Origin of the sequence: Curtobacterium sp. L1-20, assembly GCF_048755855.1 — a bacterium.
In the GTDB taxonomy this organism is placed as follows: Bacteria; Actinomycetota; Actinomycetes; order Actinomycetales; family Microbacteriaceae; genus Curtobacterium.
Genome location: NZ_CP151473.1, coordinates 424,523 through 448,849, shown reverse-complemented (window position 1 = coordinate 448,849; position 24,327 = coordinate 424,523). Strand labels below are relative to the sequence as shown.

Genomic DNA, 24,327 nt, shown 5'->3' with positions numbered 1-24,327 from the left:
CAGAGGTCCAGGTCCTCGTCGCGGTCACCTCGCGGGCGCCGCCTCCACCGCCTGCCAGAACGCGGCCGCGAGCGCCGGGTGCACGATGTTGGCGTGCGCCCCGGAGATCGGGTCGTCCCAGGTCTTGCCGCCGGAGGGCCGGAGGTCGACCACGGCGTCCGCCACCAGGTGGTGCAGCGCGCCAGGTCGGAAGGCGTAGTCGGTCGTGGTGTCGCGGCGGAGGACGGCGGTGCGTTCGACGGTCCCGGCGAACCCCCAGATGCCCAGGGCGCCGAGTCGAGGTGGCACGGCCGGGTCGCCGGCGACGTGCAGCCGCCCGAAGGGGAACCGCAAGCCACGGAGGCGCGCGACCGCGACCTCGGCGCCGTGGGCCGCGGGGAACATCCTGCCGAGCGCCCGGTCGAAGCGCGAGGTCGTCGCGACGACCGGGCCGCGCACGCGGTGGCCGGCGACCAGACCGACACTGGCTCCGTCGGGGTCGCCGTAGGGGTTCTCCGCCGCCGTGCAGAACGACCATGCGGACACCGCTCCCTCGATGAGGAACAGCGAGTCGACCGGGGCGACGGCCCGTCCGGACCGGCCGGTGAGCGCCTCGACCAGCACGCGGGCGCCGAAGCTGTGGCCGGCCAGGTGGACGCGGAGGTCGGGGCCGCCCGCCTCCTGCAGGAGTGCCAGCAGGGCGGCGACACCGCGACGCCCGACGGTCGAGGCCCGGTGCTCCATCAGCCAGAACGACGCCAGCGGGACGACCGAGTCGACCAGGTCGAGGACGCTCGGCCGGTGCTCCGGCGCACCCTGCCCGTCGGCACCGGCCGGGAAGTCCTGCAGCGGGATCGGGTCCTCGGCGTGCCGGTCCCGCCGTGTGTTCGGCTGGCTGGGCCAGTGCACGGCGACCACCATCGGTCGTCCCGGGGCGTCGGGGTCGAGGCGCCCGGGCCGCACCGAGGCGCACACGTCGAACCACGCGTCGTACATGCCGACCGCTTCTTCGTAGTCGACGAGCCAGCCGTGCGCCGCGACGAAGACGTCGGTGTAGGGGTCGCCGTCGTCGCGCGCTCGCCGGAGTCGGTCGGCGAGTTCGAGGCTCAGCAGGCGCCGCTCGTCGCCATCGGGCGCGGTCGTAGGAGGCTCGTCGGCGGGACCGGCGGCGAGGGCCCGGTCGGACACGCGTCGGGCGGCCCGTCGGAGTGCTCCCGGGCGCTTCGGGCGGTGGTCGGTCGGGGCGCCGTCCGGGTCGTGCGCCTCGATCCCGGTGCGGTCGAACGCGACGAGTGCGTAGCCGAGCGTGCGGCCGGTGCCGTCGGTCGTCGGGAACGAACCCGGGTCGGCCGTGACGGTCGTCCCCTGGTCCGGCATGAGGAAGGGCATGCGGCCTCTCGATCGGTCGTGCGGCGAGGCCGGCGCGGACGTGATGAGCGGCAATCTACGAGCGGGCGCGGACCCTTGCTTCCGTGGGATTGCGGAGCCGGCTCGGCCGTCGCCGCAGCGGGGACTGCGGAGCCGGCTCGGCCGTCGCTGCAGTCGTGCACCAGTTCATCGTCCCTTCATCGCGCGCCCGTCATCGTGGCAGTCGGACCCGACTCCACGAGCCGAAGGAAGCGATCGTGAGCACTGCCGCAGGGCGCGACGACGTCGAGACGACCCACTCCGAGCACACCCGGATGGCCCTCCCGTGACCGCTCGGGCGACGACGCGGCGAGCAGAGCGGCCGCAGGCGCAGCTCCCGCGGGCGCCGAACACCGGCTCGGCGCGACCGCAGCCCCGGGGACGGACCTGCCGCGAGCAGGTCTACGGCATCTCCTGCGAGCAGCACGCCGGCCACACGGGACCGCACCGCCGCAGCGCGCTCCAGTGGTGACCGGACCGCCCGCTCCGGTTCGAACGACGGCGGAACGCCCCGGCGGCGAGACCGCCGGGGCGTTCCGTGCACCGGTACGGGCTAGGCGCCCACCTGCTCCGCCCAGTCCGCGACGACCGCCGCGAACGCCTCGGGCTGCTCCACCCACGGCATGTGCCCGGCGTCGGCGATGACCTCGAAGCGGGATCCCGGCAGGGCATCGTGCGCGCGCTGTCCCTGCGACACGGGGTCGCACTGGAAGTCGTCGTCCCCGTAGACGAGCAGGGTCGGGACGGTGATCCTGGCGAGTTCCGGCAGCAGGACGTCCCGCTGGAAGCCGGAGGCCTCTGAGTAGGCGAGGACGGCGTCGTCGAACTCCATCGTGCCGAACACCTCGTCGGCGATCTCCGGGTCGTGGAAGTAGAACGCGCCGGTCGCCGCGATGACGTCCTGGATCGACGGACGCGGGCCGCCACCCTGTCCGCTCATCAGCGCCATGGCGTCGTCGATGTACGTGGCGTGCTCCTGGTAGAACGGACGGCTCCGGCGAGCGTTGATACGCCCGATCATCTCGCCCATCCGGACGTCGTCGATCGCGACGTTCGCGTCGATGGCGATGATGCCGAGCAGCCGGTCGCTGTGGGCGATGCCGTACGCCAGGGCCTGGTGACCGGCCGCGGAGTGGCCGGCGATGAACACCTGCTCCTGCCCGAGGTAGGTGCGGAAAGCGTCGATGTCGTCGATGTAGTGCTGGAGCGTGTACTGGGTCGCGTCCTCCGGGCCGGTCGACTTCCCGCTGTGGCGGGTGTCGAAGTACACGACCGTCCAGCGATCCTCGAACCCCGGCATCGGGATGTACGACTGCACCGACGGACCCCAGCCGGGCGACGGCAGGAGGAGCACGGGCCCCGACCCGCGGACCGTGTAGTGGAGGGTGAAGCCGTTCACCGCGGCGAAGTGCTCCCCGGGGGCCAGGGTCGGGTTCTCGTGCGTGCCGATCGTCATGGTGTTCCTGTCTGCTCGTGTTCGGGGCCGGTACCGCCCGCACGGATGGTCGCCGTTCCGCCGCCGCCGGTCGACCGTGCAACCACGCATCCTCACCGACGCGAGCGGGTCAGTCGTTCACATCACGAGTGCCCCGCTGTTGAGCAGGTCAGGCGGTGACCACCGGTGGGGACGAGGAGCCCGCTGTTGCAGTTGACGCGCGCTTCCCTCCCTGTTTGACTTCTGACCAGTCAGTAATGTTGAGCAGGAGCGTACGTCATGACCCGAACGGTCCGAACCACCTCGTCCTGGGGGCCGTCCCTGGCCGTGCTATCGGTGGTCACGGCCATCGCGGTGAGCACCATCTACCTGCCGCAGCCGCTGCTCACCGACTTCATCGGTCAGCTCGGCGCGTCCACGGCGGCTGCGAGCGGGATCGCGACCGCCGTCCAGCTCGGGTACGCGCTCGGCATCTTCCTGCTCGTCCCGTTGGCCGACCACTTCCAGCCGCGCGCGCAGATCAGCCTGCAGATGCTCCTCCTCGTGGTGGGGCTGCTCGTGACAGCGGCCCTGCCGGGGGCGGCTTCCGTCGCGGCCGGGTTCTTCGCGGTCGGGTTCGTCGCGAACATCGCGCAGCTGATCATCCCGACGGCCGCGAAGATCGCTCCGGACGACGCCAAGCACAGCACCACGTCCGCCCTCGTCGGCTCGCTCCTCATCGGGATCTTCGGTGGGCGCATCGTCGCCGGCACCGTGGGGACCCTGATCGGCTGGCGCGGTGTCCTGGTGCTGTTCGCCGTCCTCGTCCTGCTCTCCCTCCCCCTCGTGCGCCGCGTGATCCCTCGTCAGCTGGCCGTCGCGGACCGGGTCGCCTACCACCGCATCCTGTTCGCGACGCTGCGTCGCGTCGGCACCAGCGGGGTGCTGCTCGAGAGCGCGATCGTCCAGTTCTTCGGGTTCGCCGCGTTCAACGCGCTCTGGACCGTGATGGTGCTGCACCTCACCCGTGTGCTGCACTGGACCGCCACGAGCGCCGGGCTGTTCGGGGTCGTCGGACTCCTCGCCGGCGTCCTGACGCTCGTCGGGGCGCGCTCCGTGCAGCGGCTCGGCAGTGCCCGCATCGTGAACGTGTCCCTCGTGGTCCTGCTCCTCGCCCTGCTCACGGTCGCGATCGACGACCGGCTCGTGTGGGCGTTCGTCCCGTCGGTGTTCGTGGTGACCTGGGCGAACCAGCTCCTGCAGTCCGCGAACCAGGGGCGCGTGCTGCTGGCGAACCCGTCCGGTGCCGCGCAGGCGAACACGATGTTCATGACGGCGGTGTTCCTCGGCGGTTCGCTCGGAGCGACGCTCGGACCGATCGCGTTCGAACGCGGCGGGATGACCGCGGTGGGCCTGCTCGGGATCGCGCTCGTCGCCGTGGCGGGAGTCGCCCGCGTGGTCGCGGTGCTCGTCACCCGGCGGAGGGACCGGGACCTCCCGACCGCGCTCGGCCACGGCGTTTGACGTGCGCACCGCGGCGTTCTCCGGTCAGGATGGACTGTGACCAGATACGACAGGGCTGACACGACGGCCCGGATCTTCCGTGCGGCGGTCGAGGAGTTCGCCACCCACGGCATCTCCGGAGCGCGGGTCGACCGCATCGCCGCGAACGCGGACAGCAGCAAGGCGCTGATCTACTCGTACTTCGGTGACAAGGAAGCCCTGTTCGCGGCCGTCCTCCGCTCGCGGATGACCGAGCTCGCCGAAGCGGTGGTGCTCCGACCGGACCACGTCGGCGACTTCGTCGGGGACCTGTTCGACTTCATGACGGCCAACCCGGACGTCCTCCGGCTGGTCTCGCAGGAGGCGTTGCACGTCGCTCCCGACGCGGTGCCCGACTTCGACGAACGGCGTGACCACTACGCCGAGAAGACCGGAGCCGTCGCCCGGGCGCAGGCCGAGGGGTCGGTGGACCCGACACTCGACCCGGCGTTCGCCGTGCTGTCCCTCATGGGCCTGGTGAGCTGGTTCGTCGCCGCTCCGCAGATCACACGGCTCGTCCTCGACGAGCCGGACTCCCCCGCGCTGCGCGCGCGGTACCGGGAGCACCTGGTGGAACTGTCCCGCCGCGCCCTGCGCCCGAGCGCGGACTCCGAGCGCTGATGGAACCAGGCCCGTTCTTCCACGGCACGACCGCCGACCTCGGTCCCGGGGACCTGCTGTCCGCTGGGTACCGGTCGAACTACCGGCCGGACGTCGTGATGAACCACGTCTACTTCACCGCGCTCCGCGACGGTGCCGGTCTCGCCGCTGAGCTCGCCGCGGAACTCGCATCCGAGCCGCGCACGCCGCGGGTGTACCGCGTGGAACCGACGGGCGCCTTCGAGGACGACCCGAACGTCACAGACAAGAAGTTCCCCGGCAACCCCACGCGTTCGTACCGCAGCACGCACCCGCTGCGGGTGGTCGAGGAGGTCACCGACTGGACGAGGTTGTCCGCCGAGGCCCTGCAACAGTGGCGCGATCGCCTCACCGCGCTCCCGCCGGAGCGACGCGGCGACATCATCAACTGAGCGGCAGGTCCGGTCCGGACCCCCCTGACGGCCGGGAGGCGCGGCACCGGGCCGCCACGCGCCTCCCGTCCGCCACGGCACCCCGTTCCGGGCCGGGGCCGGTCCGCCACCGCCACCACCACGACGCGACGCCCTGCGTCGCGTAGGTTCTCTGCATGTCCACCGCACGCGTCCGCCGGCTGCGACCGCGCCCCGTCAGCGTGGTGGCGGCCGTCGGCGTCCTCCTCGCCCTGACGGGGTGCACGTCGACCGGCGGGCCGGTCGAGCGGGACACCGTCGTCGACGTGCTGCGCCAGGACTGGCGGCACGTGCCGGGGGTCACCGCGGACGACGACGGCCTCCGGGTCGCCGCGACGGGCAGGAGCATCGTCGAGCAGGACGGCGGAGGCGGTCAGGCGGACCCGCCGCTCGACCTGGCCGGGACGCACCTGTCGGCTCCGGACGACTTCCGCCTCGGTGTCGCGTTCACGGACGTGAACGGGGACGCGACCGTGGCCGTCTCCGACGCTCCGCCGGTGATCGCCGACGAGTTCCGGATCGAACCCGCGGGGGTGCGCCTGACCCTCCGAGGCGACGACCTCCGGATCACGGTCTTCGACGGCAGGCGCGCCGGCGACCCCACGCACCCTCGGCCGGCGCACGACGAGCACGTGACGGTCGACGACCCCGAGGCGGAGCTCTCCGTCGCCCGCACCGGCGACCGGCTCGCGGTGGCGAGCGGCGGGCGGACCGTCGCCTCCCTGCCGTCCGGCGACGTGTTCCGGTCCGGCGCACTGTGGCTCGGGTTGTCGAGCGACGCGGGGTCGTTCCGCGTCCGGTCGTTCACGGCCGCCGCGCCGGCGGGCGACGCCCTGTCCACCGCGGGCCCGGCCGTCGCGGACGCGGAGCGGTCCCCGGACGGCCTGCAGGCCCTCGCCGCCCGCGCACGGCCGGGCTTCCGCATCGGTGCGGCGGTCGCCCTCGGACCGTTGGCCTCGGACGCGCAGTACGCGCGTGCGTTCGTCGGGGACTTCGGCGCCCTCACGCCGGAGAACGCGATGAAGCCGCAGGCGCTCTCGCCTCGGCGCGGTGAGTACTCCTTCGCGGAGGCCGACGCACTCCTCGACGTCGCGGCGAGCAAGGGGATCGCTGTGCACGGGCACACCATCGCCTTCTCGGAGGCGATGCCCCGGTGGATGCGGGAACTCCCCACCGACTCGGCGGAGGAACGCCGGTCCAGCGCCCGGGCCCTGCTCGACTACGTGCGGACGGTCGTGACGCACTTCCGGGGCCGGCTCGACTCGCTCGACGTCGTCAACGAACCGTTCGACCCCGACCAGGGCACCGACCTCCAGGACAACGTGTGGCTGCGGGTCTTCGGGCCGACCTACCCGGTGGTCGTCTCGGACGCGGTCCACGACGCCGACCCGGACGTCGCGCAGTTCGTCAACGAGAACGGCGCCGACGTGCCGGGCCCCCGGCAGGACGCCCTGCGCCGGCTCGTGCTCGACACGAACGCGCGGGGCGGGCACATCGACGGGGTGGGCCTGCAGGCGCACGTCTACGACCTCGACACGGATGCGATCTCGGCCGACGACCTCCGGACGACGCTCGACGACTTCGGGGACGCCGGGCTGCGGGTCCGGATCTCCGAGAACGACGTCACCGACGACGGCGGGCAGGAGGCCCAGGCGGAGCAGTACGCCACCGTCCTCGGGACCTGCCTGAGGTCGGCGACCTGCGTCTCGTACACGACGTGGGGCGTCGACGACCGCTACGACTGGTGGACCGACGACGGCGGCGGGCTGCAGCAGGGGCACGACCTGCTGTTCGACGACGGCGAGCCCACCCCCGCGTACGACGCGGTCCGGAGGGTGCTCGCCGGCTGAGGGCGGGGACCGGCCGAGCGGCCGGTGGCGGGCGGACCCGCGGTCAGCGTCCGGCGCCGGTGGCGAGCAGCAACTCCGCGTCGAGGAGCGGCCCGGTGTCGGCGACCCGGACGATCGCCTCGGCGGCACGTCGGACCGCGGTCCGCTCCTCGGACGACATCCGCCGCAGCACCGCGAGGAACTCGGCCTGCCGCCGGTCCAGCACGTGGGTGACGAGGGCCTGCGAGCGTTCGAGCGCGGTCACGGTGACCTCGCGTCCGCTGGTCCGGCTCACGTGCTTCTCGACGAAGCCGTCGCGGACCAGGCGGTCCACGATGCGGGTGGTGCCGGAGGGCAGGAGGCCGAGCTCGGTCGCGAGGTCGCCGGCGCGCATCGGGCCCCGTGTGACCAGGAGGACGAGCACGCGGTACTGCTGCAGGGTGACCTGCTCGAGCGCGGGTGCGAGCGTGCGGATGACGATCCCGAGGCCGATGGTCGAGGCGGCGACGACGGGGTCCGGGTCGGTCCTGGGGGTCGGGTCCGCGTCCACCCCGCAACCCTACGTCGCGAGCCGGTCGATACCGCGGTGGTCGGGGCGGAACCCGTGCTCGGTGCCCCACAGCGCCGCCTCGACCCGCGTCCGGGCGCCGATCTTGCTGTAGAGGGTACGGATGTGGGTCTTCACGGTGTTCGGACTCAGGTGGGTGAGCTCCGCGATCTCGGTGTTCCGCTTGCCCTGGGTGATGAGCGCGAGGATCTCGGACTGCCGGTCGGAGATGCCGTGCTCCCGCCCGGGCCAGTCGACGCCGGGACCGCTCGGGACCCGCCGGCGGGGTGTGCCGAGGACCCGGTCACCGGCAGCGACCCGGAGCAGGCCGTCGGCCAGTTGCTCGCCGGTCAGGCTCTTGGCGAAGTACCCCGTCGCGCCGCGGGCCACCGCCGCCGCGATCAGGTCGCGGTCCATCTTCCACGTGAAGACCGCGACGGTCCGGATGCGCGGGTTCGCGGCGAGACGGGACACGTCCTCGTCGTCGGGTTCGGGCTGGGCGAAGGTGTCGTAGAGGGCGACGTCGACGTCGACGGTGACGCGGCTCCTGGCGTCCAGCTGCACGATCTCGAGCCGGTCCGCGAACGGCTCGAGCATGTGCGCCAGACCACGCAGCACGAGTTCGTAGTCGTTGACGAGCGCGACACGGATGCGCTCGGACATGAAGATCCTCTCCTGATCACCCCTAGGGGTGACACGGCCCCTCGACGGGCCGGGTTCGTTCGGTACTTGCACCGTACGGACGGGGTTGTACCCCGTTCGCAGCAGCACCTGGGAAGCGAACCATTGTCCAGGAGCAAGTTTTCTCTGGTCGGCGCACCTGCGCCCGCCACGACCCGGAAGGAAGCCCCTCATGTCCGACGCAATGGCTCCGTGGAACGCGACCCTGTCGCTCGCGGAGCACTCGATCATCGTCTACGTGCTCTCCGTCGCCGGACTCGCGCTCTTCGCGTTCTTCGTGAAGTCGTGGGTCTCGTCGAGTGAGGTGACCGGCCGCTACCGCACCGGCGTCTACGCCGGCATGTGCATCACGGGGATCGCCTTCCTGTCCTACGTGCTGCTGGTCCTCGAGTTCGCGCTCGGGTACGACCGCAAGGGCGACTCGTGGGTCCCGAACGCGAACGCGATCCTGTCCTGGGCGCCGCGCTACTTCGACTGGACCGTCACCGTCCCGCTGCTCGTGATCGAGCTCCTGGCCGTCGCGACGCTCGCCGGTGCCGCAGCCCGCCGCCTGCGTGCGGTCGGCATCGCGGCCGCGTTCCTGATGATCAGCACCGGCTTCATCGGTGGTGTCGTCATCGACTCCGGCACCAACATGGGCGCCCTCTGGCTCTGGGGCATCATCTCCGGCGTCTTCATGGTCATCCTGTACGTCCTGGTGATCTACGTGGTCGTCAAGGGTGGTCGTGACCTGCGTGGCACCGCCGCTGCGGCCACGCTCCGCAACGCCGGCATCCTGCTGATCGTCACCTGGATGGCGTACCCGATCATCTTCGGCCTGCAGGGCTGGGGCCACGGCGGCGCCGTCATCACCTGGATGCAGGTCATCCTCTCCGCCGCGGACATCGTGGCCAAGGTCGGCTTCGGTTCGATGATCCACAAGATCGCGAAGCTCCGCTCCGCCGAGGACGTCCGCGACGGCGTCGACACGCTCCCCGAGTCGCTCTGGATCTCGTCGGAGAAGCTGGCCGACGGCATCCTCCCCGCCTCCACGGTCGCGGGCACGGCGGTGCGTGGTGAGCACCGTGGTCGCCGCTGACCTCGGTCCCGCAGTCCTCCCGGGGGCCGGTGCGTTCGACGCTCCGGCCCCCGGGCCCGTCGGCGGGGTGCTCCCGTCGGTGGTCGACATCGCCGTCGTCGGCGGCGGGTGCTCCGGCCTGGGGACCGCCGTACGGCTGGCCGATGGCAGGAGCGACCGGTCCGTGCTCGTCCTCGAGGGTCGGGCAGGGGACGACGCCCGGTCGTGGTGTTCGTGGGACGACGGCAGCGACCCGGTGCCGGAAGCACGGTCGGCGTCCTGGTCGCGCTGGGAGGTGCGGACCGACCGCGGGACCAGCACCGGGACCGACCCCGCGCACCCGTACGTCCTGGTGCGGGCAGCGGACCGACGTGCCGCGGTCGAACGCCGGCTCGCCGGGACGTCCGTCGTGCTGGTCCGCGGGACCCCGGTGTCGCGGGTCGCGGTCGACGGCGACGCGTTCGCCGTGGCGACCCCGCACGGCGGGGTGCGGGCGGGGTCCGTCCTCGACGCGCGCGGCCCGCGGTGCCCGGCGACCACGCCGACCGGGCGGGTCCTGCTGCACCAGCGGTTCGTCGGGCAGTGGATCGCCACCGACCGCCCCGTCTTCGACCCGACGACCGTGACCCTCATGGACTTCGCGGAGCAGGACCAGGCCGGAGCCGTGCGGTTCGTCTACGTCCTGCCCGTCTCCGCAACACGCGCCCTCGTCGAGAGCACCACCTTCACGGCCGACGACGCCGACGCGTTCGATCACCGCGCGGCGGTCGACCGCTACGTCCGGCGACGCTGGGGTCTCAGCCCCGACGAGTGGCGCGTCGAGGATGAGGAGGACGGCTGCATCCCGATGACCGACGTCCCGCCCGTCGCACTGACCGGCGCGGAGGACCGGCGCTGGCACCCCGTCGGGGACGCCCGGGACGCGACGGTCGTCGGCACGACCCGACCGAGCAGCGGGTACGGGTTCGCGCGCAGCAACCGGCACAGTGCGGACGTCGCCGCGCACCTGCTCGCCGGAACCGCCGTCCCCGCCCTCGTCGACCGTCGGCGCACCCGGTTCCTCGACGCCGTCTTCCTGCGGTTCCTGCGGGACCGACCCGAGGAGGCGCCGGAGGCGTTCCGCCGCCTGTTCGCCCTGCCCGGGCCCCTCGTCGTGCGGTTCCTGTCGGAGCGGTCCTCGCTCGCCGACGACCTCCGCATCGTCCTCGCGCTGCAGAAGCGCCCCTTCCTCCGGGCGTTGCTGCGGACCGGCACCGACGCCGTCCGTCGTGCGCGCGACCGTCCGGTGGGTGGCCGACGAGCGGAACCCCGGCCGTCCCGTCGGAACCGATCGTGACCGCGCTCGTCCGCGGCGTCCGGACACCCGGGACGGCGACCGAGGTGCCGCCCGCGCTGCGCATCCGGGTCGCCGACCACGTGCTCGCCCCGGTGACGGTCGTCCTCGCCCTGGTGGCCGTCGTGTGCGCGGCGGTGACGGCGGCCGGCGGCTCGGTGCCCGTGCCGGTGCAGCTCGTCCCCTTCGCGGTCAGCGTCCTGGTGTTCGGCCTGCCGCACGGCGCGCTCGACCACCTCGTCCCCGCACGACTCCGGCCGGGGACGAGCACCCTCCGCTCGGTCACGGTCGTGGTCGTCCTGTACCTCGTCGTCGGGTCGGCGACGGCACTGCTCTGGGTCGTCGACCCGGTCGTCGGCTTCGCGGCGTTCATCGCCGTCACCTGGTTCCACTGGGGTCAGGGAGACGTGTTCGTCGACCGGCTCCTCGACGACGGCGCTTCCGGACGCGTGGGTTCCGCGGTCACCCTGGTGACCCGGGGCGCCCTCCCGATGCTCGTCCCGTTCGCAGCGCACCCCGCCGCGGCGACGGCGGTCGTGTCGAGCACGGCCTCGGTGGTCCGTCCGGGTGCCGCGACCGCCGGGCCCGAGGGCGTCCCGGTCCCGGTCCGCGTCGTCATCGGACTCGTCGTGCTCGGACTCGTCGTGCTCCACCTCGTCGCCGTCCGGCGCTCGGGGGCACCGGTCTGGCGGCAGGCCGCCGAGGACGCCGTGCTCCTGGTGTTCTTCGCCGTCGTCCCGCCGGTCCTCGCCGTCGGCCTCTACTTCACCCTGTGGCACTCGGTGCGGCACATCCTGCGGCTCGAGCTGACCGACCCGACCGCCGCGGCGCACCTCCACCACGGCCGACTCCGCGCCCCGTTCGGACGGTTCGTGAGGCAGGCATGGCCGATCACCGCGATCGCCGTCGCGATGCTCGTGGTGCTTGCCGTCGTCCTCCGCCGGGCCGACCTCGGCACCTACCTCGTCCTCATCGCCACGCTCACCACCCCGCACGCGGTCGTGGTGACGTGGATGGACCACGTCCAACACACCTGGCGACGCCGTGCGCCCGGTGCCGTCCTGCAGGAGACTGGCTCATGACCGACACCGCATCGACCGGACCGGCGACCCCGTCGCTCCCGGCCCCTCCCTCCTCCGGATTGCGCACCGGGGCGGTGTTCGCGGGCCGGCTGCTCGTCATCGCGGCGGCCGTCGGCCTGGCCGGCTGGATCGCGGCCACCCTGTCGAACGTCGTCGTCCCGCTGCTCATCGGCCTCGTGGTCGCGGCGCTGCTCGTCCCCTTCAGCGCGCTGCTGCAGCGGCACGGCGTGCCCAAGTGGCTCGCCATCGTCACCGCGCTGCTGTCGCTGGTGGCCGGTGTCGCGGTGCTGGTGTTCCTCGTGGTCTGGCGGGTCAGCGAACAGCTGCCGGACCTGGAGCGCCGGAGCGTGGCCCTCGTCGGCACCGTGCAGGACCTGCTGCGACACCCGCCGTTCGGGCTGCCCGCCGTCGACCTCGACACCGGGGACGTCCGGGGCTTCGTCGAGCAGCACGGCGCCGCCCTGCAGCAGGGCGTCGTGGTCGCCGGGGCCACCCTCGTCCACCTCGGCGAGGGGCTCTTCATCGTGACCTTCGTCACGATCTTCGCCCTGACCGGCGGTCGGCACATGTGGGACTGGATCGTGTCGCTCTTCCCGCGCCGGGCGCAGCACCGACTCCACGCCGCCAGCGAAGCGGGGTGGACCACCCTCACCCACTTCATCCGCGTCCAGGTGATCATCGCGGCGACCGACGCCATCGGGATCGCGCTCGGGGCGTTCCTCCTCGGCGTCCCGCTCGCGGGACCGATCGGCGTCGTCGTCTTCGTCGGTGCCTTCATCCCGGTCGTCGGCGCGTTCGCGGCCGGGGCGGTCGCCGTGCTCCTCGCCCTGCTCTTCAAGGGCTGGGTGATCGCACTGGTGATGCTCGGCGTCGTCGTCCTCGTCCAACAGCTCGAGGGGCAGGTCCTCCACCCGTTCCTGACCGGCTCGGTCGTCGCCGTGCACCCGCTCGCCGTCCTCGTCGCCGTCATCGCGGGGACGACCGTCGGCGGGATCGCGGGAGGGTTCTTCGCCGTCCCGCTGGCGGCGACCGCGAACTCGATGATCCGCGCTGCCCGACAGGACGATCCGGACGTCGAGATCGCCCTGCCGATCCCGCACGCCGCGGAGCCGACCTCGTGAGCGACGACCGCCGTCGGGAGCTCGGCGACAGCGACGAGCCCGTCGAGGACGAGATCCACGAGTCCTTCGACGCCGTCGTGGAGGAGGGCGCGGAACGCCTGCAGCGCACCACCCGGGTGGTGCTCACCACCGGGTTCGCGGGCGGTCTCGAGGTCGGCCTGGGCGTCATGGCCTACCTCGCGGTGCTCGACGCGACCGGTGACCACCTGCTCGCCGGCCTCGCCTTCGGCGTCGGCCTGGTCGCGCTCTACCTCGCCCACAGCGAGCTGTTCACCGAGAACTTCCTCCTGCCCATCACCGCCCTGATCGCCCGCCAGGGCACGGTCTGGCAGCTCCTCCGTCTCTGGGTGGGGACGCTGGTCAGCAACCTGGCGGGCGGGTGGCTCTTCATGTGGATCGTGGTGCAGGCCTTCCCGCAGTGGCACCCGGTCCTCGAGGAGGCGGCCCGGCACTACGTCGACGCACCCTTCGGCCTCGAGACGGCGGCGCTCGCCGTCCTCGGCGGGAGCACCATCACCCTCGTGACCCGGATGCAGCAGGGCACCGACTCGGACCCGGCGAAGATCGTCGCCGCGATGATCGGCGGCTTCCTGCTGTCCGGGCTGCAGCTGTTCCACTCGATCCTCGACTCGCTGCTCGTCTTCGGCGCGATCCAGGCCGGGGCGTCCATCAGCTACGGCGACTGGCTGGCCTGGTTCGGCTACACGCTCGTCTGCAACGTGCTCGGCGGGGTCGTGCTCGTCACGGCGCTCCGGCTGGTCCGGTCGGCCGACCTGCTGCAGGGCCGCCGACGGACGTCGTCGGCCGATCCCGGCCGGTCGACGCGGGAGCAGTCCGGGTCGTGACCGGTCGGCCGGACCCCTCGGCCGGCGGGACCGCACCACGTGCGGACGGGAGGCGCGGTGCCGGCCCGCACCGTGCCTCCCGTCCGCAGGGGGCGAGCGGTGGGGTGACGGACCGGTCAGTGCGCGGTCGTCGCCTCGTCGGAGGTGGTGTAGACGGACATCAGCATGGCGGCACCGAGTCGCGCCGTGCGCGCCGGCTCCGCCGACCGCTGGACGGCGGAGTCGACCCGTGCGCCCTCGACGAGGAGCGTGAGGGCCCCGGCGACGTGGGCGGGGATCCCGGCCCGGGCGCACACCGCGACGAGGTGGGCACGGATGGTCGAGAAGTGCTCCCGGACGAGCACCGCGACCAGCGGGTCCTGCCGCCCGAGTTCGGCGTGGCCGTTGATGAACGCGCAGCCGCGCCAGTCGTCGTCGGCGAAGCACTCCTCGAGGTAGGAGAACACCGCGAGGACCTCGTCGACGGGGCCGTCGGCCTCGGTGGCGATCCGGTCGAGCGCCCCCTGCCACCCGCCGTGCCACCGTCGCAGGACCGCGACCAGCAGTGCCTGCTTCGTCGGGTACGCGTCGGTGAGCACGTCCAGCGGGACGTCCGCACGGTCCGCCACGGCTTCGAGGGTGGTCGGGGTCACCCCGTCCCGGGTGAACAGGACGTCGGCGGCCGACGAGACGGCACGCTGGACCGTCGACTCCTCGAACGGGTCGGCGAGCGACGGCTCGGCGAGCAGCGGGGGCGTCACGCGCTGAAGAAGTCGGCGTAGGTCGGCTCGGACGGCACACCGCGGCCGACCCGGTCGCGGACCATGGCGTCGAGCACGTGCGGCGGCGTCATCCCGCGGCGACGCCACTCGTCCGGGAGCAGACGGAGGTCTGCGAGGGTCTGCGGCACGGGGGTCCTTCCGATCGCACCGGCGACGGAACGCACCGGGACGGTCCCGACGGTACGGCGGCGGGGGTGATCCACCAAGGCGGCGGCGGAAGTCGGACGACCGAACGGCCAGCCGTGGTCCGTGGTGACGACTACCGGACACCGGCGTCGCCGCGTCCCCTGCTCTGGGTGGCGCGCTTACCGGACAGCGGCGCCTGTCCGCTCCGCGCGGGTGTGACACTCGGCGTGATCCCCATGACGACCCGCCCTGCCCTGATCCGCGTCGACGAACGCGGCACCGACCTCACCGCGGCCCGCGCGACCCTGTCCGAGGCGTATGCGGGGATCGCCTGGGAAGCGGACGAGACGGACCTCGACTTCTCGTACCGGTACTCGGCCGCCGGGGACGCCGGCATGACCCTGCGCGCCGTGCAGTTCGACGGGCGCCTGGTCGGCGAGATGCCGGCCGGACCGGACTTCGTGGTGCAGTGGATCAACCGCGGCACCGGTGTGCTCGACGCCGGGCGGGACGCCGTCCACCTCGAGCACGGTCGCCCGCAGCTCTGGCCGAGCACGGCGTTCGAGTTCGCGTTCGCCGACTACGACCAGCGGCTCGTGCAGGTGAGCCGGACCGCGGTCGACGAGCTCGCCGCCGACCGCGACCTCGCCGTCGGCCAGGTGCTCTTCGACCACCGGGCCGTCCCGTCGGACGCGGCGATGCGCCAGTGGCGACAGACGGTGCACCTCATCTCGGCGACGACCCTGGACCGCAACGCCTCGCCGTTGCTGCAGGCCGAGATGAGCCGTCTCGCGGCCGTCGCGCTCCTCGACCTCTACCCGGTGCGGGCGGTCGACCTGCCGCCCGTGCTGTTCGCACCCGGGAACGCGCGCGTCCGGGAGGCGGTCGAGTACGTCCACGCGCACGCGCACCTGCCGATCACGTCGACGGACGTCGCCGCACACGTCGGGTTGAGCCTCCGCGGGTTGCAGAGCGCGTTCGCCCGGTCTGTCGGCGAGAGCCCGAACACCTGTCTGCGTCGGGTGCGGCTCGAGCGGATCCGCGACGAGCTGCTCGTGGGCGACCCCACCACCGCCAGCGTGGCCGAGGTCGCCCGACGGTGGGGCTTCGCGCACGCCGGACGGTTCTCCGGTGCCTACGCCCGGCAGTTCGGCGAGTACCCGAGCGACACGCTCCGCCGTCGCCACTGACGCACGCCGGGCACGACACGTCCCGACGGCGTCACCGACGGTCCGCGCGGGGGTGCGGTGTCAGGCGCGACGACGACGGACGACGACCGCGGCGGCGGCGCCGAGCAGCACCACCACGACGCCTCCGACCACCCACGGGACGGCACCGGACGGCGAGCCGTGGCCCGGCATGCCGGCGTGGGACGACGTGGTCGGCGCGGTGGCAGCGGCGGACGACGGGGCGGACGGCGTCGGGACCGCCGAGGCGGAGGTCGAGGGCGTCACGGGTGCGGCTGCCCGAACCGTGAAGGCCACCTGTCCGTCGATCGGGTGCCCGTCGGGCGACACGTACCGCCACAGGAGCGTGTGCGGCCCGGCGGAGAGGTCCACCGCCTTCGACATCGTCGCGTCGCGCACGACGACCTCGCCGGAGGACTCGTCCGTGCCGGAGGCGTCCCGGACTTCGATGCGCAGCCCGGCGTCGAGGCCCGCCAGCGGGGCCTCGGTGAAGGTGAGCGTGACCCGCTGCAGGTCGTCGGGGACGGAGGCTCCCTCGGCCGGGTCGCTCGCGGTGAGCCCGGCGTGCGCCGACGCCGGGGACGCGACGACCAGGGCGAGGAGGACACCGGCGGCGGCCCCGAGCGTGCCGAGGAGGGGACGGGAGGCCCGACGAGGGGACCGACGAGCGCGCATCACCGTGGAACTCTACGGTCTCGGTCGCTGAACGTCGTCACAGAGCACCACAGCCGCCTCTGCAGCGTCGTTCCCTAGGTTCTCCCCATGAGCGACGACCTCCTCGAGTCCCCCGACCCGGTCGCCAGTGGGCACCCGGCGCCCGTCCGCCACGGCCGCCAGCGACGCGGTGTCGTCCGCACCGTCCTCGGGACCGTCGGTGGCGTGGTCGCGATGGCCCTCGTCCTCACCGGCGGGTACGCGGCGTGGTCGTACCGGCAGCTCGACGACAGCGTGACGAAGGTGCACGTGGCGCTCCCGCACGCGTCGTCCTCCCCCGACGCCGACGGTGCGGCCCAGAACATCCTGCTCGTCGGCGACGACCACCGGCCGGCCGACGCCACGCCCCAGGAGCTCGCCGAGCTCGGCACGCAGCTGGACGGCGGGGCGACGAACACCGACACGATGATCGTGCTGCACATCCCGGCGGGCGGCGGCAGCGCGACGATGATCTCCTTCCCCCGTGACTCGTGGGTGCAGATCCCCGGGCACGGCAGCTTCAAGCTCAACAGCGCGTTCTCGGACGGTGCCGCGAACGGCGGCGGGGACGCCGGCGGCATGCGGCTGCTCATCCAGACGATCGAGAACGTGAGCGGTCTGTCGATCGACCACTTCGTGCGGGTCTCGCTGCTCGGTTTCTACCAGCTGGTCAAGGCACTCGGCCCGGTGGACGTGTGCCTGAACCATGCCGTGCACGACTCCAACTCGAACGTCGACCTGCCGGCCGGGAAGTCGACGCTCGACGCGTCCCAGGCGCTGTCCTTCGTCCGACAGCGGGACGGCCTGCCGCGCGGTGACCTCGACCGCGAGGTCCGGCAGCAGTACTTCCTGTCGCAGGAGGCGCGGATGGCGCTCTCCGCCAACACGCTCCTCAATCCGGTGAAGGTCTCGAACCTCCTGCACGGCGTCGGCGACGCGGTCCAGATCGACGACGGGCTGAGCATCCCGAGCCTCGTCGACACGTTCCGGAGCATCGACCTGTCGGCGATCCGCTCGACGACGATCCCGACCGCCGGGACCCCGACCATCGACGGGTACTCCACGGTGGCCGTCGACTTCGCCGCGATGCCGGCCTTCATCCAGAGCATCGTCGGGACCCCGGCCGCGTACACCGCGGCGAAGCCGGCCGCCCCGTCGACCGTCCACGTGTCGGTGCAGAACGGCGGCTCGACCCAGGGCGGTGCGACGGCGGCGTCGACCGCGCTGACCGCGGAGGGCTTCGTCGTCGGCGCCCCGTCGGACACCACCACGACGAGCACGACCGTGGTCGAGTACCCGAAGGGGTCCGAGGCGCAGGCGAAGGCCGTGGCGGACGTCGTCCCGGGGGCGACGCCGGTGCTGTCCACCACCGCGACCGGTGTCACCCTCGTGCTCGGGACCGACGGTCACACCGTCGCCACGACCTCGACGAGCGCTCCGGCCGCCGGGACCACCACGTCGACGCCCGGCGGATCGGCCGGGGGCTCGGGCAGCGGAACGGCGCCGAGCCGGTCGCAGCACACCCCGGCGACCGCGAGCACGCCGTCGTCGAAGCCCGTCGGCAACGCCTACGGCGACCAGGGGACCTGCATCAACTAGCGCCGGGCGCCCGGGTCACCGGGCCGGGTCGCTGCGCAGCGCGTCGACCATGCTCCGCAGCGCCCTGAGTGCGGCCGCCCGCTCGTCGTCGGTCATGCCGCTCGTCATCCGCACCTCGACCCCCCGCACGGCTGCCGACGCGCGAGCGAGCTGCCGCCGTCCGGCGGCCGTCAGCTGCGTCGGCAGGACCTTGCCGACGGGGGCCTCGGCCGGCCGACTCACGAGACCGTCGCGTTCGAGTGCCTGCAGCAGCACGTGCATCGACTGTCGCGTGACGAACGCGCCGCGGGCGAGCTCGGAGCCCGACAGGCCGGGTCGCTGGGCCAGCAGCTCGAGGCACGAGTACTGCGTCATGGTCATGCCGAGCGGCCGCAGCACGGACTCCATCGCGGTCCGGAGGGCGCTGGACGCCTCCTTCAGCAGGTACCCGAGGGACGTGTCGAGGTCGATCCCCTCGCCGTGTTGACTCATGTCAGTAGTCTGACATAGATTGCTCCGTGTCAGAAGACTGACACAACGACAAGGAGCCCTCATGCCCGTCACCGGACCCGACTTCATCTCCCTCCAGGCGCGCGACCTCGCGGCGTCGCAGGCCTTCTACGAGCAGTACCTCGGACTCGTCCGGTCGCCGGCGGGCCCGCCGCACGCCGTCGTCTTCACGACGACACCCTTCGCGTTCGCCCTGCGGGACGTCGTCCCCGGCACCGACCTCGACGCCGCGCCCCGTCCCGGCGTCGGGGCCGCGATCTGGCTGCACGCCACCGACGTGCAGGAGATCCACGACGCGCTCGTCGCCGACGGCCACACCATCGTGGCCGCGCCGGTCGACGGTCCCTTCGGGCGGACGTTCACGTTCGCCGACCCCGACGGCTACCACGTCACGCTGCACGACCGGGCCTGACCGGGCCCGACCGGGGCGCGGTCGGGACGCGGGACGGGACGGGAGGCGCGGTGCGCGTCGGACGCGCACCGCGCCTCCCGTCAGGAGCGCGTCCGGATCCGGGGCGGCGGCGCACGGGTTCCGTCAGGACGAGCCCGCCGGCGCGCCGTCCGGCGCACCGTGAGGGGGTGACCCTCACCACGATCCTGCCGACGCTCCGCGCGTCGCTCCCCGACCCCGCTGACCCGTCCTCGTGGCCCGCGCACACCAGCGTGACCACCGATGACGTCGTCGTCGCCGGTGTCTCGATGCTGCGCCTCGCCGAGCTCGCGGGGACGCCGTGCGTGCACACCGCCGACGGGGCGCCGCCGCGCCACCGGCCCGGCGGGTGGACGCCGCACGAGATGAGCGTCGCGGTGGTGATGGTCGTGCGGGTCCGACGACCCAGGACCGGGGCCGTCCTGCTCGAGCTCGACGCGACCCTGCCACCGGGCGCCGTGCTCGACCAGGTGCGTCTGATCGGGCGGATCAGCACCGCTCCGGCCATGCCGGCGCACGTCGTGCAGCGGGCGGACCGGACGCCGGGCGGTCCGTTCCGACGCCTGCCAGCGCCGATGCCGTCCGACGTCCGCGGAGGTGACGTCCTCTGCTTCCCGTGCGTCACGGCACTCCGGCACCGCGACGTCGTGGAGCCGGTCCGGACCGCGCTGGACTGACGCGTCCCGCGGCAGGTTGTGGCGGTGCCCCCCGGCGGCGGCGATCGTGCGCTACGGTCCGAGCATGATCGTGTGGCTGAACGGCACCCACGGCGTCGGGAAGACGACGACGAGCAGGCTCCTGCAGCCGCTCCTGCCGGACGCGCGCGTGCTCGACCCGGAGAAGGTCGGCGAGACGCTCATGGACGTCCGCCCGACCCTGCGCGCGACCGACGACTTCCAGCACTGGGACCCGTGGCGGCCGCTCGTCGTGGAGACCGCCCGGCAGGTCCTCGACTACGTCGGCGGGACCCTCGTCATGCCGCAGACGGTCCTGGTCCAGCGCTACTGGCGGGAGATCGCCGACGGTCTCGCCCGGCACGGGATCCCCGTCCGGCACTTCGTGCTGCACACCGACCAGACGACCCTGCGACACCGCATCGAGCACGACACCGACCTCGGGCCGTCGACGTTCCGCCTCAGCCGGGTCGAACCGTACGCCGAGGCCGCCCGCACCTGGCTGCACGCGGCGGCCGAGGTCGTCGACACGACCCGCGCCTCAGCGGCGCAGGCCGCCGAGCAGATCGCGGCCTCGGTCCTGCGCACCGCACCGGTGGGACGGAGCTGACCGTGGCCGGGATGCTGCAGCGCACGCAGTGGTCCGTGCAGGCCGCCGACCCGTCGGCCGCGGCGGAGCTCGTCGAGCGGCTGCCGGACGTCCGCGGCGCCCGCGTCGAGGGCCTCGCCCCGGAGCGTGGCTTCGAGGTGCGGCGACGCGGCACGAACCTGCTCTCGCTCGTCTCGCTGGCGTGTGCGGGCACCGTCTCCGCCGACGTCCAGGCGGAGACCGCGATGACCGTCTTCTGGGTGAAGTCCGGCGACGGCCAGGTCGACGGCGAACCGGTGAAGACCGGTCGCCCCGTCCTGTTCCGCCACGACCCGCAGACCGCACGGTGGGACGACTTCCAGCTCGACCTCATCCGCATCGACCGCGCGGTCGTCGAGCAGGTCGCGGCCGAACGCGGCGCGTGGCAGCCCGGTCCACTCGAGTTCCGGCCGCACCACATCCCCGAGGGGCCGGCGCTCGCCGCCTGGTGGCTGATGGTGCGTGCCGTCGCGGCGGAGGTCCTGCGCGGCCCCGCCGAGGTACCGGCCGACCGCGAGCGGGAGCTCGCCAGGTTCGCCGCCAGCGGCTTGCTCACCGCGATCCCGCACTGGCCGGTCGGACAGCACGAGCCCCGCACCGCCGCCGCCGCCCGGTTCGCGCGCGCCGAGTCGTTCCTGCTCGACCACGCCACCGAGCAGATCACGGTCGAGGACGTCGCCGAGGCGGCCGGTCTCAGCGTCCGCGGGCTGCAGGAGGCCTTCCGACGCCACCACGGCATCACGCCCACGACGTACCTGCGGCGCATCCGACTGCTGCTCGCGCGGGAACAGCTCGAGTCCGGTGACGGGCGCGGCATCGCCGAGATCGCACGAGCGGCCGGCTTCGCGCACCTGGGGCGCTTCGCGGGCAGCTACCGCGACGAGTTCGGGGTGCTGCCACGCGAGACCTGGCAGGCCGCGCGTCGACAGTGACGCCTCCGGCCGGTCAGCGCCGCAGGAACGCCTCGACCTCGGCCGCCACCAGGTCGGGACGCGTGAGGAACGGGTGGTGACCGGTCGGCACCTCGATGGCCCTCGTGGCTCGGGAGGCGTGCGCACGCTGCAGCGCGACGGAGGTGGAGCGGTCGCCCGTGCAGACCAGGGCGGTCGAGTCCACGTCCGCCCAGCCCGTGGCAGTCGTCGGCGTGCCGAACGCGCGGACGTCCTGTGCGGTCACCCGCTCCCACGCGCCCCGCTCGAGCGCGTCTTCGGCGTCCTGCAGGAAGCGCGCACCGAAGCGTGCGGCGTCGTACCCGTCGAGCTCGACCCGGCCGGCGTCGTCCGGCCGGATCGTGACCGGGTCCGGTTCGCCGGACATGATCGACCCCTGCGTGGCGCCGGTCGGCGGCGTGTAGGACGACACGAGCAGCAGGTTCCGGACCGCCGGGTGCGGGCCGGCCTCGGCGATCACGGTCCCGCCGTAGGAGTGGCCGACCAGGACCACCGATCCGAGCTCGTCGAGTGCGCGTCGGAGTGCCGCCGCGTCCTCCCGCAGGCCGCCCACCTCGTCGGTCTCGCCGCAGGACGGCAGGGCCAGGGCGCGGCTCTCGATGCCGGCGTCCCGCCGGAGCAGGTCGGCGGTCGGTGACCACCACCAGGCGCCGTCACGGACGAGCGCACCGTGCACGAACAGGACCGTCGGGTTCGCCATGGGCCGAGGCTAGGCGGCGGCGCGGGCGGTCGGCGGTCGGTTCGCTCAGGGCGTCCTGTGCGGTGTGCGTGCCGTGTGCGTGCCGTGCGCGTCCCGGGCCGCCCGGCGTCAGTCTCCGGCGACGGCCTTCGCGGACACCCGGACCATCAGCCCGCGCGGGAAGAACCGGTGCGCACTGGCGACCAGGCTGTTCCGCGCGCCGGACACCACCGTCGGGCCCCCGTTCCGCGCGAACGCCGTCAGACCCACGCGGGCGACCTCGTCGGGCGTCTGCCGCCCGTCCTGCAGGAACGAGTCGCCCCCGGCCGCGTCGAAGAACCCGGTCTCGGTGGGCCCGGGGCAGAGCGCGAGGACGCGGACACCGCTTCCCCGGGTCTCCTGCCAGAGCGCCTCGGTGAAGGAGAGCACGAACGCCTTCGTCGCCCCGTAGACGGCCATGGACGGCGTCGGCTGGAACGCGGCCGTCGACGCGACGGTCATCACGCCGCCGACCCCGCGGGCGAGCATGTCGGGCAGGAACGTCCGGGTCAGCCGCACGAGCGCCGTCTGGTTGAGCGCGATCTGCCGGACGATGTTCTCCTCCGGCTGGTCGGCGAACTCGCCGTGCCAGGCGAACCCGGCGTTGGCGACGAGGACGTCGACGCGGACGCCGTCGAGGGCCGACACCACTCCGTCCACCCCGGACTCGGTGGCCAGGTCGGCAGTGTGCGTCGTGACCGTCACGCCGTACCGCGTACCGAGTCGGGCGGCGATCGCCTCCAGCTTGTCGGCGGAACGGGCGACGAGGACCAGGTCGGCGCCCTCGGCGGCGAGTCCCTCCGCGAGGGACTCGCCGATGCCGCCGCTCGCGCCGGTGACGACCGCGAGGCGACCGCGGAACGGTGCGGGGTTCCGTGCCACCGTGTCAGTCCCCGGACCGGACGAAGTCGGCGATCGGCGTCGCCCCGCCGGTGAAGCGCAGCGTCCTGCCGACCGCGGCGTCGCTCTCGAGCGCGTCGGCGACGACGTGCGCGACGTCACCGCGCGGCACCTGCCCGGAGGAACCGTCCCAGCCGACCGACCCGGTCGGCTCGTCGTCGGTCAACGTGCTCGGCGCGACGACCGTCCAGCGGAGGCCGGAGTCCCGCACCACGGCGTCCGCGACCATCTTGGACTGGGCGTAGGCGAAGAAGTCGTCGTCCTGCGGGACACCGTGGTCGAGGACCGACCCGGACCAGGACACCATCACGTACCGGTCGACGCCGGCCTTCGCCGTTCCCTGGACGGACAGGATCGCCGCGTCACGGTCGATCGCCCAGGTCCGGTCGGCGGACCCGCCACCGGCGCCCGCGGACCACACGACGGCGTCGTGCCCGTGCACCAGCTCGGCGAAGTCGGTGAGCGTCTGCTGCTGGATGTCGGCCACCCGCGGCTCACCGCCGTGCGCGCGGACCTCGTCGGACTGACCGGCGTCGCGGATGACCGAGGTGACGGTGTGGCCGCGGTCGGTGAGGATGCGGGTGGCGAGGAGTGCGACCTTGCCGTGGCCGCCGAAGAGGATGACGTTGCTCATGCGGCGGACGCTACTCGCTGCGGCTCGGCGGACGGGGGACGCCGCCCCACCCGCGGGTGTCCGAGGCGGGCCGGAGTACCGTCCGAACCGAAGACGACAGGAGAACCCATGGGCAAGAAGAACGAGCAGCACACCCTGGTCCGCACCCTGGTGCTGGGCATCCTCAGCGGTGGACGGAGTGCCACCCCGCTCGCGGTCATGGCGCTGAACCACGACCGCTCCTCGCTGAAGGGGGCGTGGCAGGACTGGAAGGTGTTCAGCACGCCGCTCGGCCGGGGCGCCCTCGTCGCGTCCGCCGTCGGCGAGCTCATCGGCGACAAGCTCCCGAAGACGCCGAACCGCATCTCCCCCGCCGGGCTCGTCGGTCGCGTGGCGTCCGGCGCGCTCGCCGGTGCCGCGCTCGGGACGACCGGCAAGCGGGACCTCCGCATCGAGGGCGCGATCCTCGGCGGCCTCGGCGCCCTGGTCGGCAGCTTCGTCGGCTGGGCGGCGCGCAAGGCCGTGGGTGCCACGGGTCTGCCCGACCCGGTCGTCGCGCTCGCCGAGGACGCCGCGACGATCGCCGGTTCCGTCAAGGTGGTCACCGCCGACTGACGTCGGTCCACGGGAACGGTCGCGTCCGACAGCGGGCGCGACCGTTTCCTCCTGGTGA

Annotated in this window: 27 protein-coding genes; 16 read left to right on the top strand and 11 right to left on the bottom strand. The window is 73.2% G+C overall.

The window, feature by feature from the left end; all coding sequences use genetic code 11:
- Positions 1-24 precede the first annotated feature (24 nt).
- Positions 25-1,368: a hypothetical protein gene (locus AAEP86_RS03625; RefSeq protein ID WP_420369187.1), complete on the bottom strand. Its 1,344-nt coding sequence runs from the start codon at positions 1,366-1,368 to the stop codon at positions 25-27.
- A gap of 571 nt (positions 1,369-1,939) precedes the next feature.
- Complete coding sequence (locus AAEP86_RS03620; protein ID WP_420369186.1) at positions 1,940-2,842, bottom strand: alpha/beta fold hydrolase; 903 nt, start codon at positions 2,840-2,842, stop codon at positions 1,940-1,942.
- A gap of 258 nt (positions 2,843-3,100) precedes the next feature.
- Between AAEP86_RS03620 and AAEP86_RS03615 the strand changes: the two genes are divergently transcribed.
- The 4 genes from AAEP86_RS03615 (at position 3,101) to AAEP86_RS03600 (ending at position 7,241) form a co-directional block, all read left to right on the top strand.
- Positions 3,101-4,324, top strand: coding sequence for an MFS transporter (locus tag AAEP86_RS03615; RefSeq protein WP_420369185.1), 1,224 nt, complete (start codon positions 3,101-3,103; stop codon positions 4,322-4,324).
- A 36-nt stretch (positions 4,325-4,360) separates the two neighbouring features.
- On the top strand, positions 4,361-4,963 hold the full coding sequence (locus tag AAEP86_RS03610) for a TetR family transcriptional regulator (protein WP_420369184.1): 603 nt from the start codon (positions 4,361-4,363) through the stop codon (positions 4,961-4,963).
- Positions 4,963-5,373: an NAD(+)--rifampin ADP-ribosyltransferase gene (arr, locus tag AAEP86_RS03605; protein ID WP_420369183.1), complete on the top strand. Its 411-nt coding sequence runs from the start codon at positions 4,963-4,965 to the stop codon at positions 5,371-5,373. Before AAEP86_RS03610 ends, arr begins: the two co-directional genes overlap by 1 nt.
- 155 nt (positions 5,374-5,528) lie before the next feature.
- Positions 5,529-7,241, top strand: coding sequence for an endo-1,4-beta-xylanase (locus AAEP86_RS03600; RefSeq protein WP_420369182.1), 1,713 nt, complete (start codon positions 5,529-5,531; stop codon positions 7,239-7,241).
- 43 nt (positions 7,242-7,284) lie between these two features.
- On the opposite strand, the gene AAEP86_RS03595 is transcribed toward AAEP86_RS03600, so the two are convergent.
- Entirely contained in the window at positions 7,285-7,770 is a 486-nt protein-coding gene (locus AAEP86_RS03595) for a MarR family transcriptional regulator (protein WP_420369181.1), read from the bottom strand.
- A 9-nt stretch (positions 7,771-7,779) separates the two neighbouring features.
- Positions 7,780-8,430 carry a DNA-binding response regulator gene (locus tag AAEP86_RS03590; RefSeq protein WP_420369180.1) on the bottom strand — a complete coding sequence of 217 codons (651 nt, stop codon included), beginning with the start codon at positions 8,428-8,430 and terminating at the stop codon, positions 7,780-7,782.
- 190 nt (positions 8,431-8,620) lie between these two features.
- On the opposite strand from AAEP86_RS03590, the gene AAEP86_RS03585 reads away from it, so the two are divergent.
- From AAEP86_RS03585 to AAEP86_RS03565, 5 genes are read left to right on the top strand one after another with little or no spacing between them, the layout of a single operon-like run.
- Complete coding sequence (locus AAEP86_RS03585) at positions 8,621-9,526, top strand: bacteriorhodopsin (protein WP_420369179.1); 906 nt, start codon at positions 8,621-8,623, stop codon at positions 9,524-9,526.
- Entirely contained in the window at positions 9,504-10,841 is a 1,338-nt protein-coding gene (locus tag AAEP86_RS03580; protein WP_420369178.1) for a lycopene cyclase family protein, read from the top strand. The genes AAEP86_RS03585 and AAEP86_RS03580 overlap by 23 nt, the downstream gene beginning before the upstream one ends.
- Positions 10,838-11,920 (top strand): Brp/Blh family beta-carotene 15,15'-dioxygenase, encoded by a 1,083-nt coding sequence (locus AAEP86_RS03575; protein WP_420369177.1) that lies wholly within the window; start codon positions 10,838-10,840, stop codon positions 11,918-11,920. The genes AAEP86_RS03580 and AAEP86_RS03575 overlap by 4 nt, the downstream gene beginning before the upstream one ends.
- Positions 11,917-13,041 (top strand): AI-2E family transporter, encoded by a 1,125-nt coding sequence (locus AAEP86_RS03570; protein WP_420369176.1) that lies wholly within the window; start codon positions 11,917-11,919, stop codon positions 13,039-13,041. Before AAEP86_RS03575 ends, AAEP86_RS03570 begins: the two co-directional genes overlap by 4 nt.
- Positions 13,038-13,886, top strand: a complete 849-nt coding sequence (locus AAEP86_RS03565) for a formate/nitrite transporter family protein (protein ID WP_420369175.1) — start codon at positions 13,038-13,040, stop codon at positions 13,884-13,886. The genes AAEP86_RS03570 and AAEP86_RS03565 overlap by 4 nt, the downstream gene beginning before the upstream one ends.
- A gap of 116 nt (positions 13,887-14,002) precedes the next feature.
- Here the strand turns inward: AAEP86_RS03565 and AAEP86_RS03560 are convergent, their stop codons facing one another.
- Both AAEP86_RS03560 and AAEP86_RS03555 read right to left on the bottom strand, forming a co-directional pair.
- Positions 14,003-14,626 (bottom strand): TetR/AcrR family transcriptional regulator, encoded by a 624-nt coding sequence (locus AAEP86_RS03560; RefSeq protein WP_420369174.1) that lies wholly within the window; start codon positions 14,624-14,626, stop codon positions 14,003-14,005.
- Positions 14,623-14,775 (bottom strand): hypothetical protein, encoded by a 153-nt coding sequence (locus tag AAEP86_RS03555; protein ID WP_420369173.1) that lies wholly within the window; start codon positions 14,773-14,775, stop codon positions 14,623-14,625. Before AAEP86_RS03555 ends, AAEP86_RS03560 begins: the two co-directional genes overlap by 4 nt.
- 234 nt (positions 14,776-15,009) lie before the next feature.
- Here AAEP86_RS03555 and AAEP86_RS03550 point away from each other — a divergent pair, with 234 nt between their 5' ends.
- On the top strand, positions 15,010-15,963 hold the full coding sequence (locus tag AAEP86_RS03550) for a helix-turn-helix domain-containing protein (protein WP_420369172.1): 954 nt from the start codon (positions 15,010-15,012) through the stop codon (positions 15,961-15,963).
- A 60-nt stretch (positions 15,964-16,023) separates the two neighbouring features.
- Here AAEP86_RS03550 and AAEP86_RS03545 read toward each other — a convergent pair whose 3' ends face one another.
- Complete coding sequence (locus AAEP86_RS03545; RefSeq protein WP_420370437.1) at positions 16,024-16,635, bottom strand: copper resistance CopC family protein; 612 nt, start codon at positions 16,633-16,635, stop codon at positions 16,024-16,026.
- A gap of 87 nt (positions 16,636-16,722) precedes the next feature.
- On the opposite strand from AAEP86_RS03545, the gene AAEP86_RS03540 reads away from it, so the two are divergent.
- Positions 16,723-18,252 (top strand): LCP family protein, encoded by a 1,530-nt coding sequence (locus tag AAEP86_RS03540; RefSeq protein WP_420369171.1) that lies wholly within the window; start codon positions 16,723-16,725, stop codon positions 18,250-18,252.
- Between the two features lie 15 nt (positions 18,253-18,267).
- Here the strand turns inward: AAEP86_RS03540 and AAEP86_RS03535 are convergent, their stop codons facing one another.
- On the bottom strand, positions 18,268-18,723 hold the full coding sequence (locus AAEP86_RS03535) for a MarR family winged helix-turn-helix transcriptional regulator (RefSeq protein WP_420369170.1): 456 nt from the start codon (positions 18,721-18,723) through the stop codon (positions 18,268-18,270).
- Between the two features lie 61 nt (positions 18,724-18,784).
- Between AAEP86_RS03535 and AAEP86_RS03530 the strand changes: the two genes are divergently transcribed.
- From AAEP86_RS03530 to AAEP86_RS03515, 4 genes are all read left to right on the top strand, one after another.
- Positions 18,785-19,153: a VOC family protein gene (locus AAEP86_RS03530; RefSeq protein ID WP_420369169.1), complete on the top strand. Its 369-nt coding sequence runs from the start codon at positions 18,785-18,787 to the stop codon at positions 19,151-19,153.
- Between the two features lie 167 nt (positions 19,154-19,320).
- Positions 19,321-19,848 (top strand): hypothetical protein, encoded by a 528-nt coding sequence (locus tag AAEP86_RS03525; RefSeq protein WP_420369168.1) that lies wholly within the window; start codon positions 19,321-19,323, stop codon positions 19,846-19,848.
- 64 nt (positions 19,849-19,912) lie between these two features.
- A complete protein-coding gene (locus AAEP86_RS03520) occupies positions 19,913-20,455 on the top strand; it encodes an AAA family ATPase (RefSeq protein ID WP_420369167.1) in 543 nt (180 codons plus the stop codon).
- A gap of 11 nt (positions 20,456-20,466) precedes the next feature.
- Positions 20,467-21,405, top strand: coding sequence for a helix-turn-helix transcriptional regulator (locus AAEP86_RS03515; RefSeq protein ID WP_420369166.1), 939 nt, complete (start codon positions 20,467-20,469; stop codon positions 21,403-21,405).
- A gap of 13 nt (positions 21,406-21,418) precedes the next feature.
- Here AAEP86_RS03515 and AAEP86_RS03510 read toward each other — a convergent pair whose 3' ends face one another.
- The 3 genes from AAEP86_RS03510 to AAEP86_RS03500 form a co-directional block, all read right to left on the bottom strand.
- Positions 21,419-22,123, bottom strand: coding sequence for an alpha/beta fold hydrolase (locus AAEP86_RS03510; protein ID WP_420369165.1), 705 nt, complete (start codon positions 22,121-22,123; stop codon positions 21,419-21,421).
- Positions 22,124-22,231: 108 nt separating this feature from the next.
- Positions 22,232-23,023 (bottom strand): SDR family NAD(P)-dependent oxidoreductase, encoded by a 792-nt coding sequence (locus tag AAEP86_RS03505; protein WP_420369164.1) that lies wholly within the window; start codon positions 23,021-23,023, stop codon positions 22,232-22,234.
- Between the two features lie 4 nt (positions 23,024-23,027).
- Complete coding sequence (locus AAEP86_RS03500; protein ID WP_420369163.1) at positions 23,028-23,675, bottom strand: SDR family oxidoreductase; 648 nt, start codon at positions 23,673-23,675, stop codon at positions 23,028-23,030.
- 108 nt (positions 23,676-23,783) lie between these two features.
- Here AAEP86_RS03500 and AAEP86_RS03495 point away from each other — a divergent pair, with 108 nt between their 5' ends.
- Entirely contained in the window at positions 23,784-24,269 is a 486-nt protein-coding gene (locus AAEP86_RS03495) for a DUF4126 family protein (protein WP_420369162.1), read from the top strand.
- The last annotated feature ends 58 nt before the right edge of the window (positions 24,270-24,327 follow it).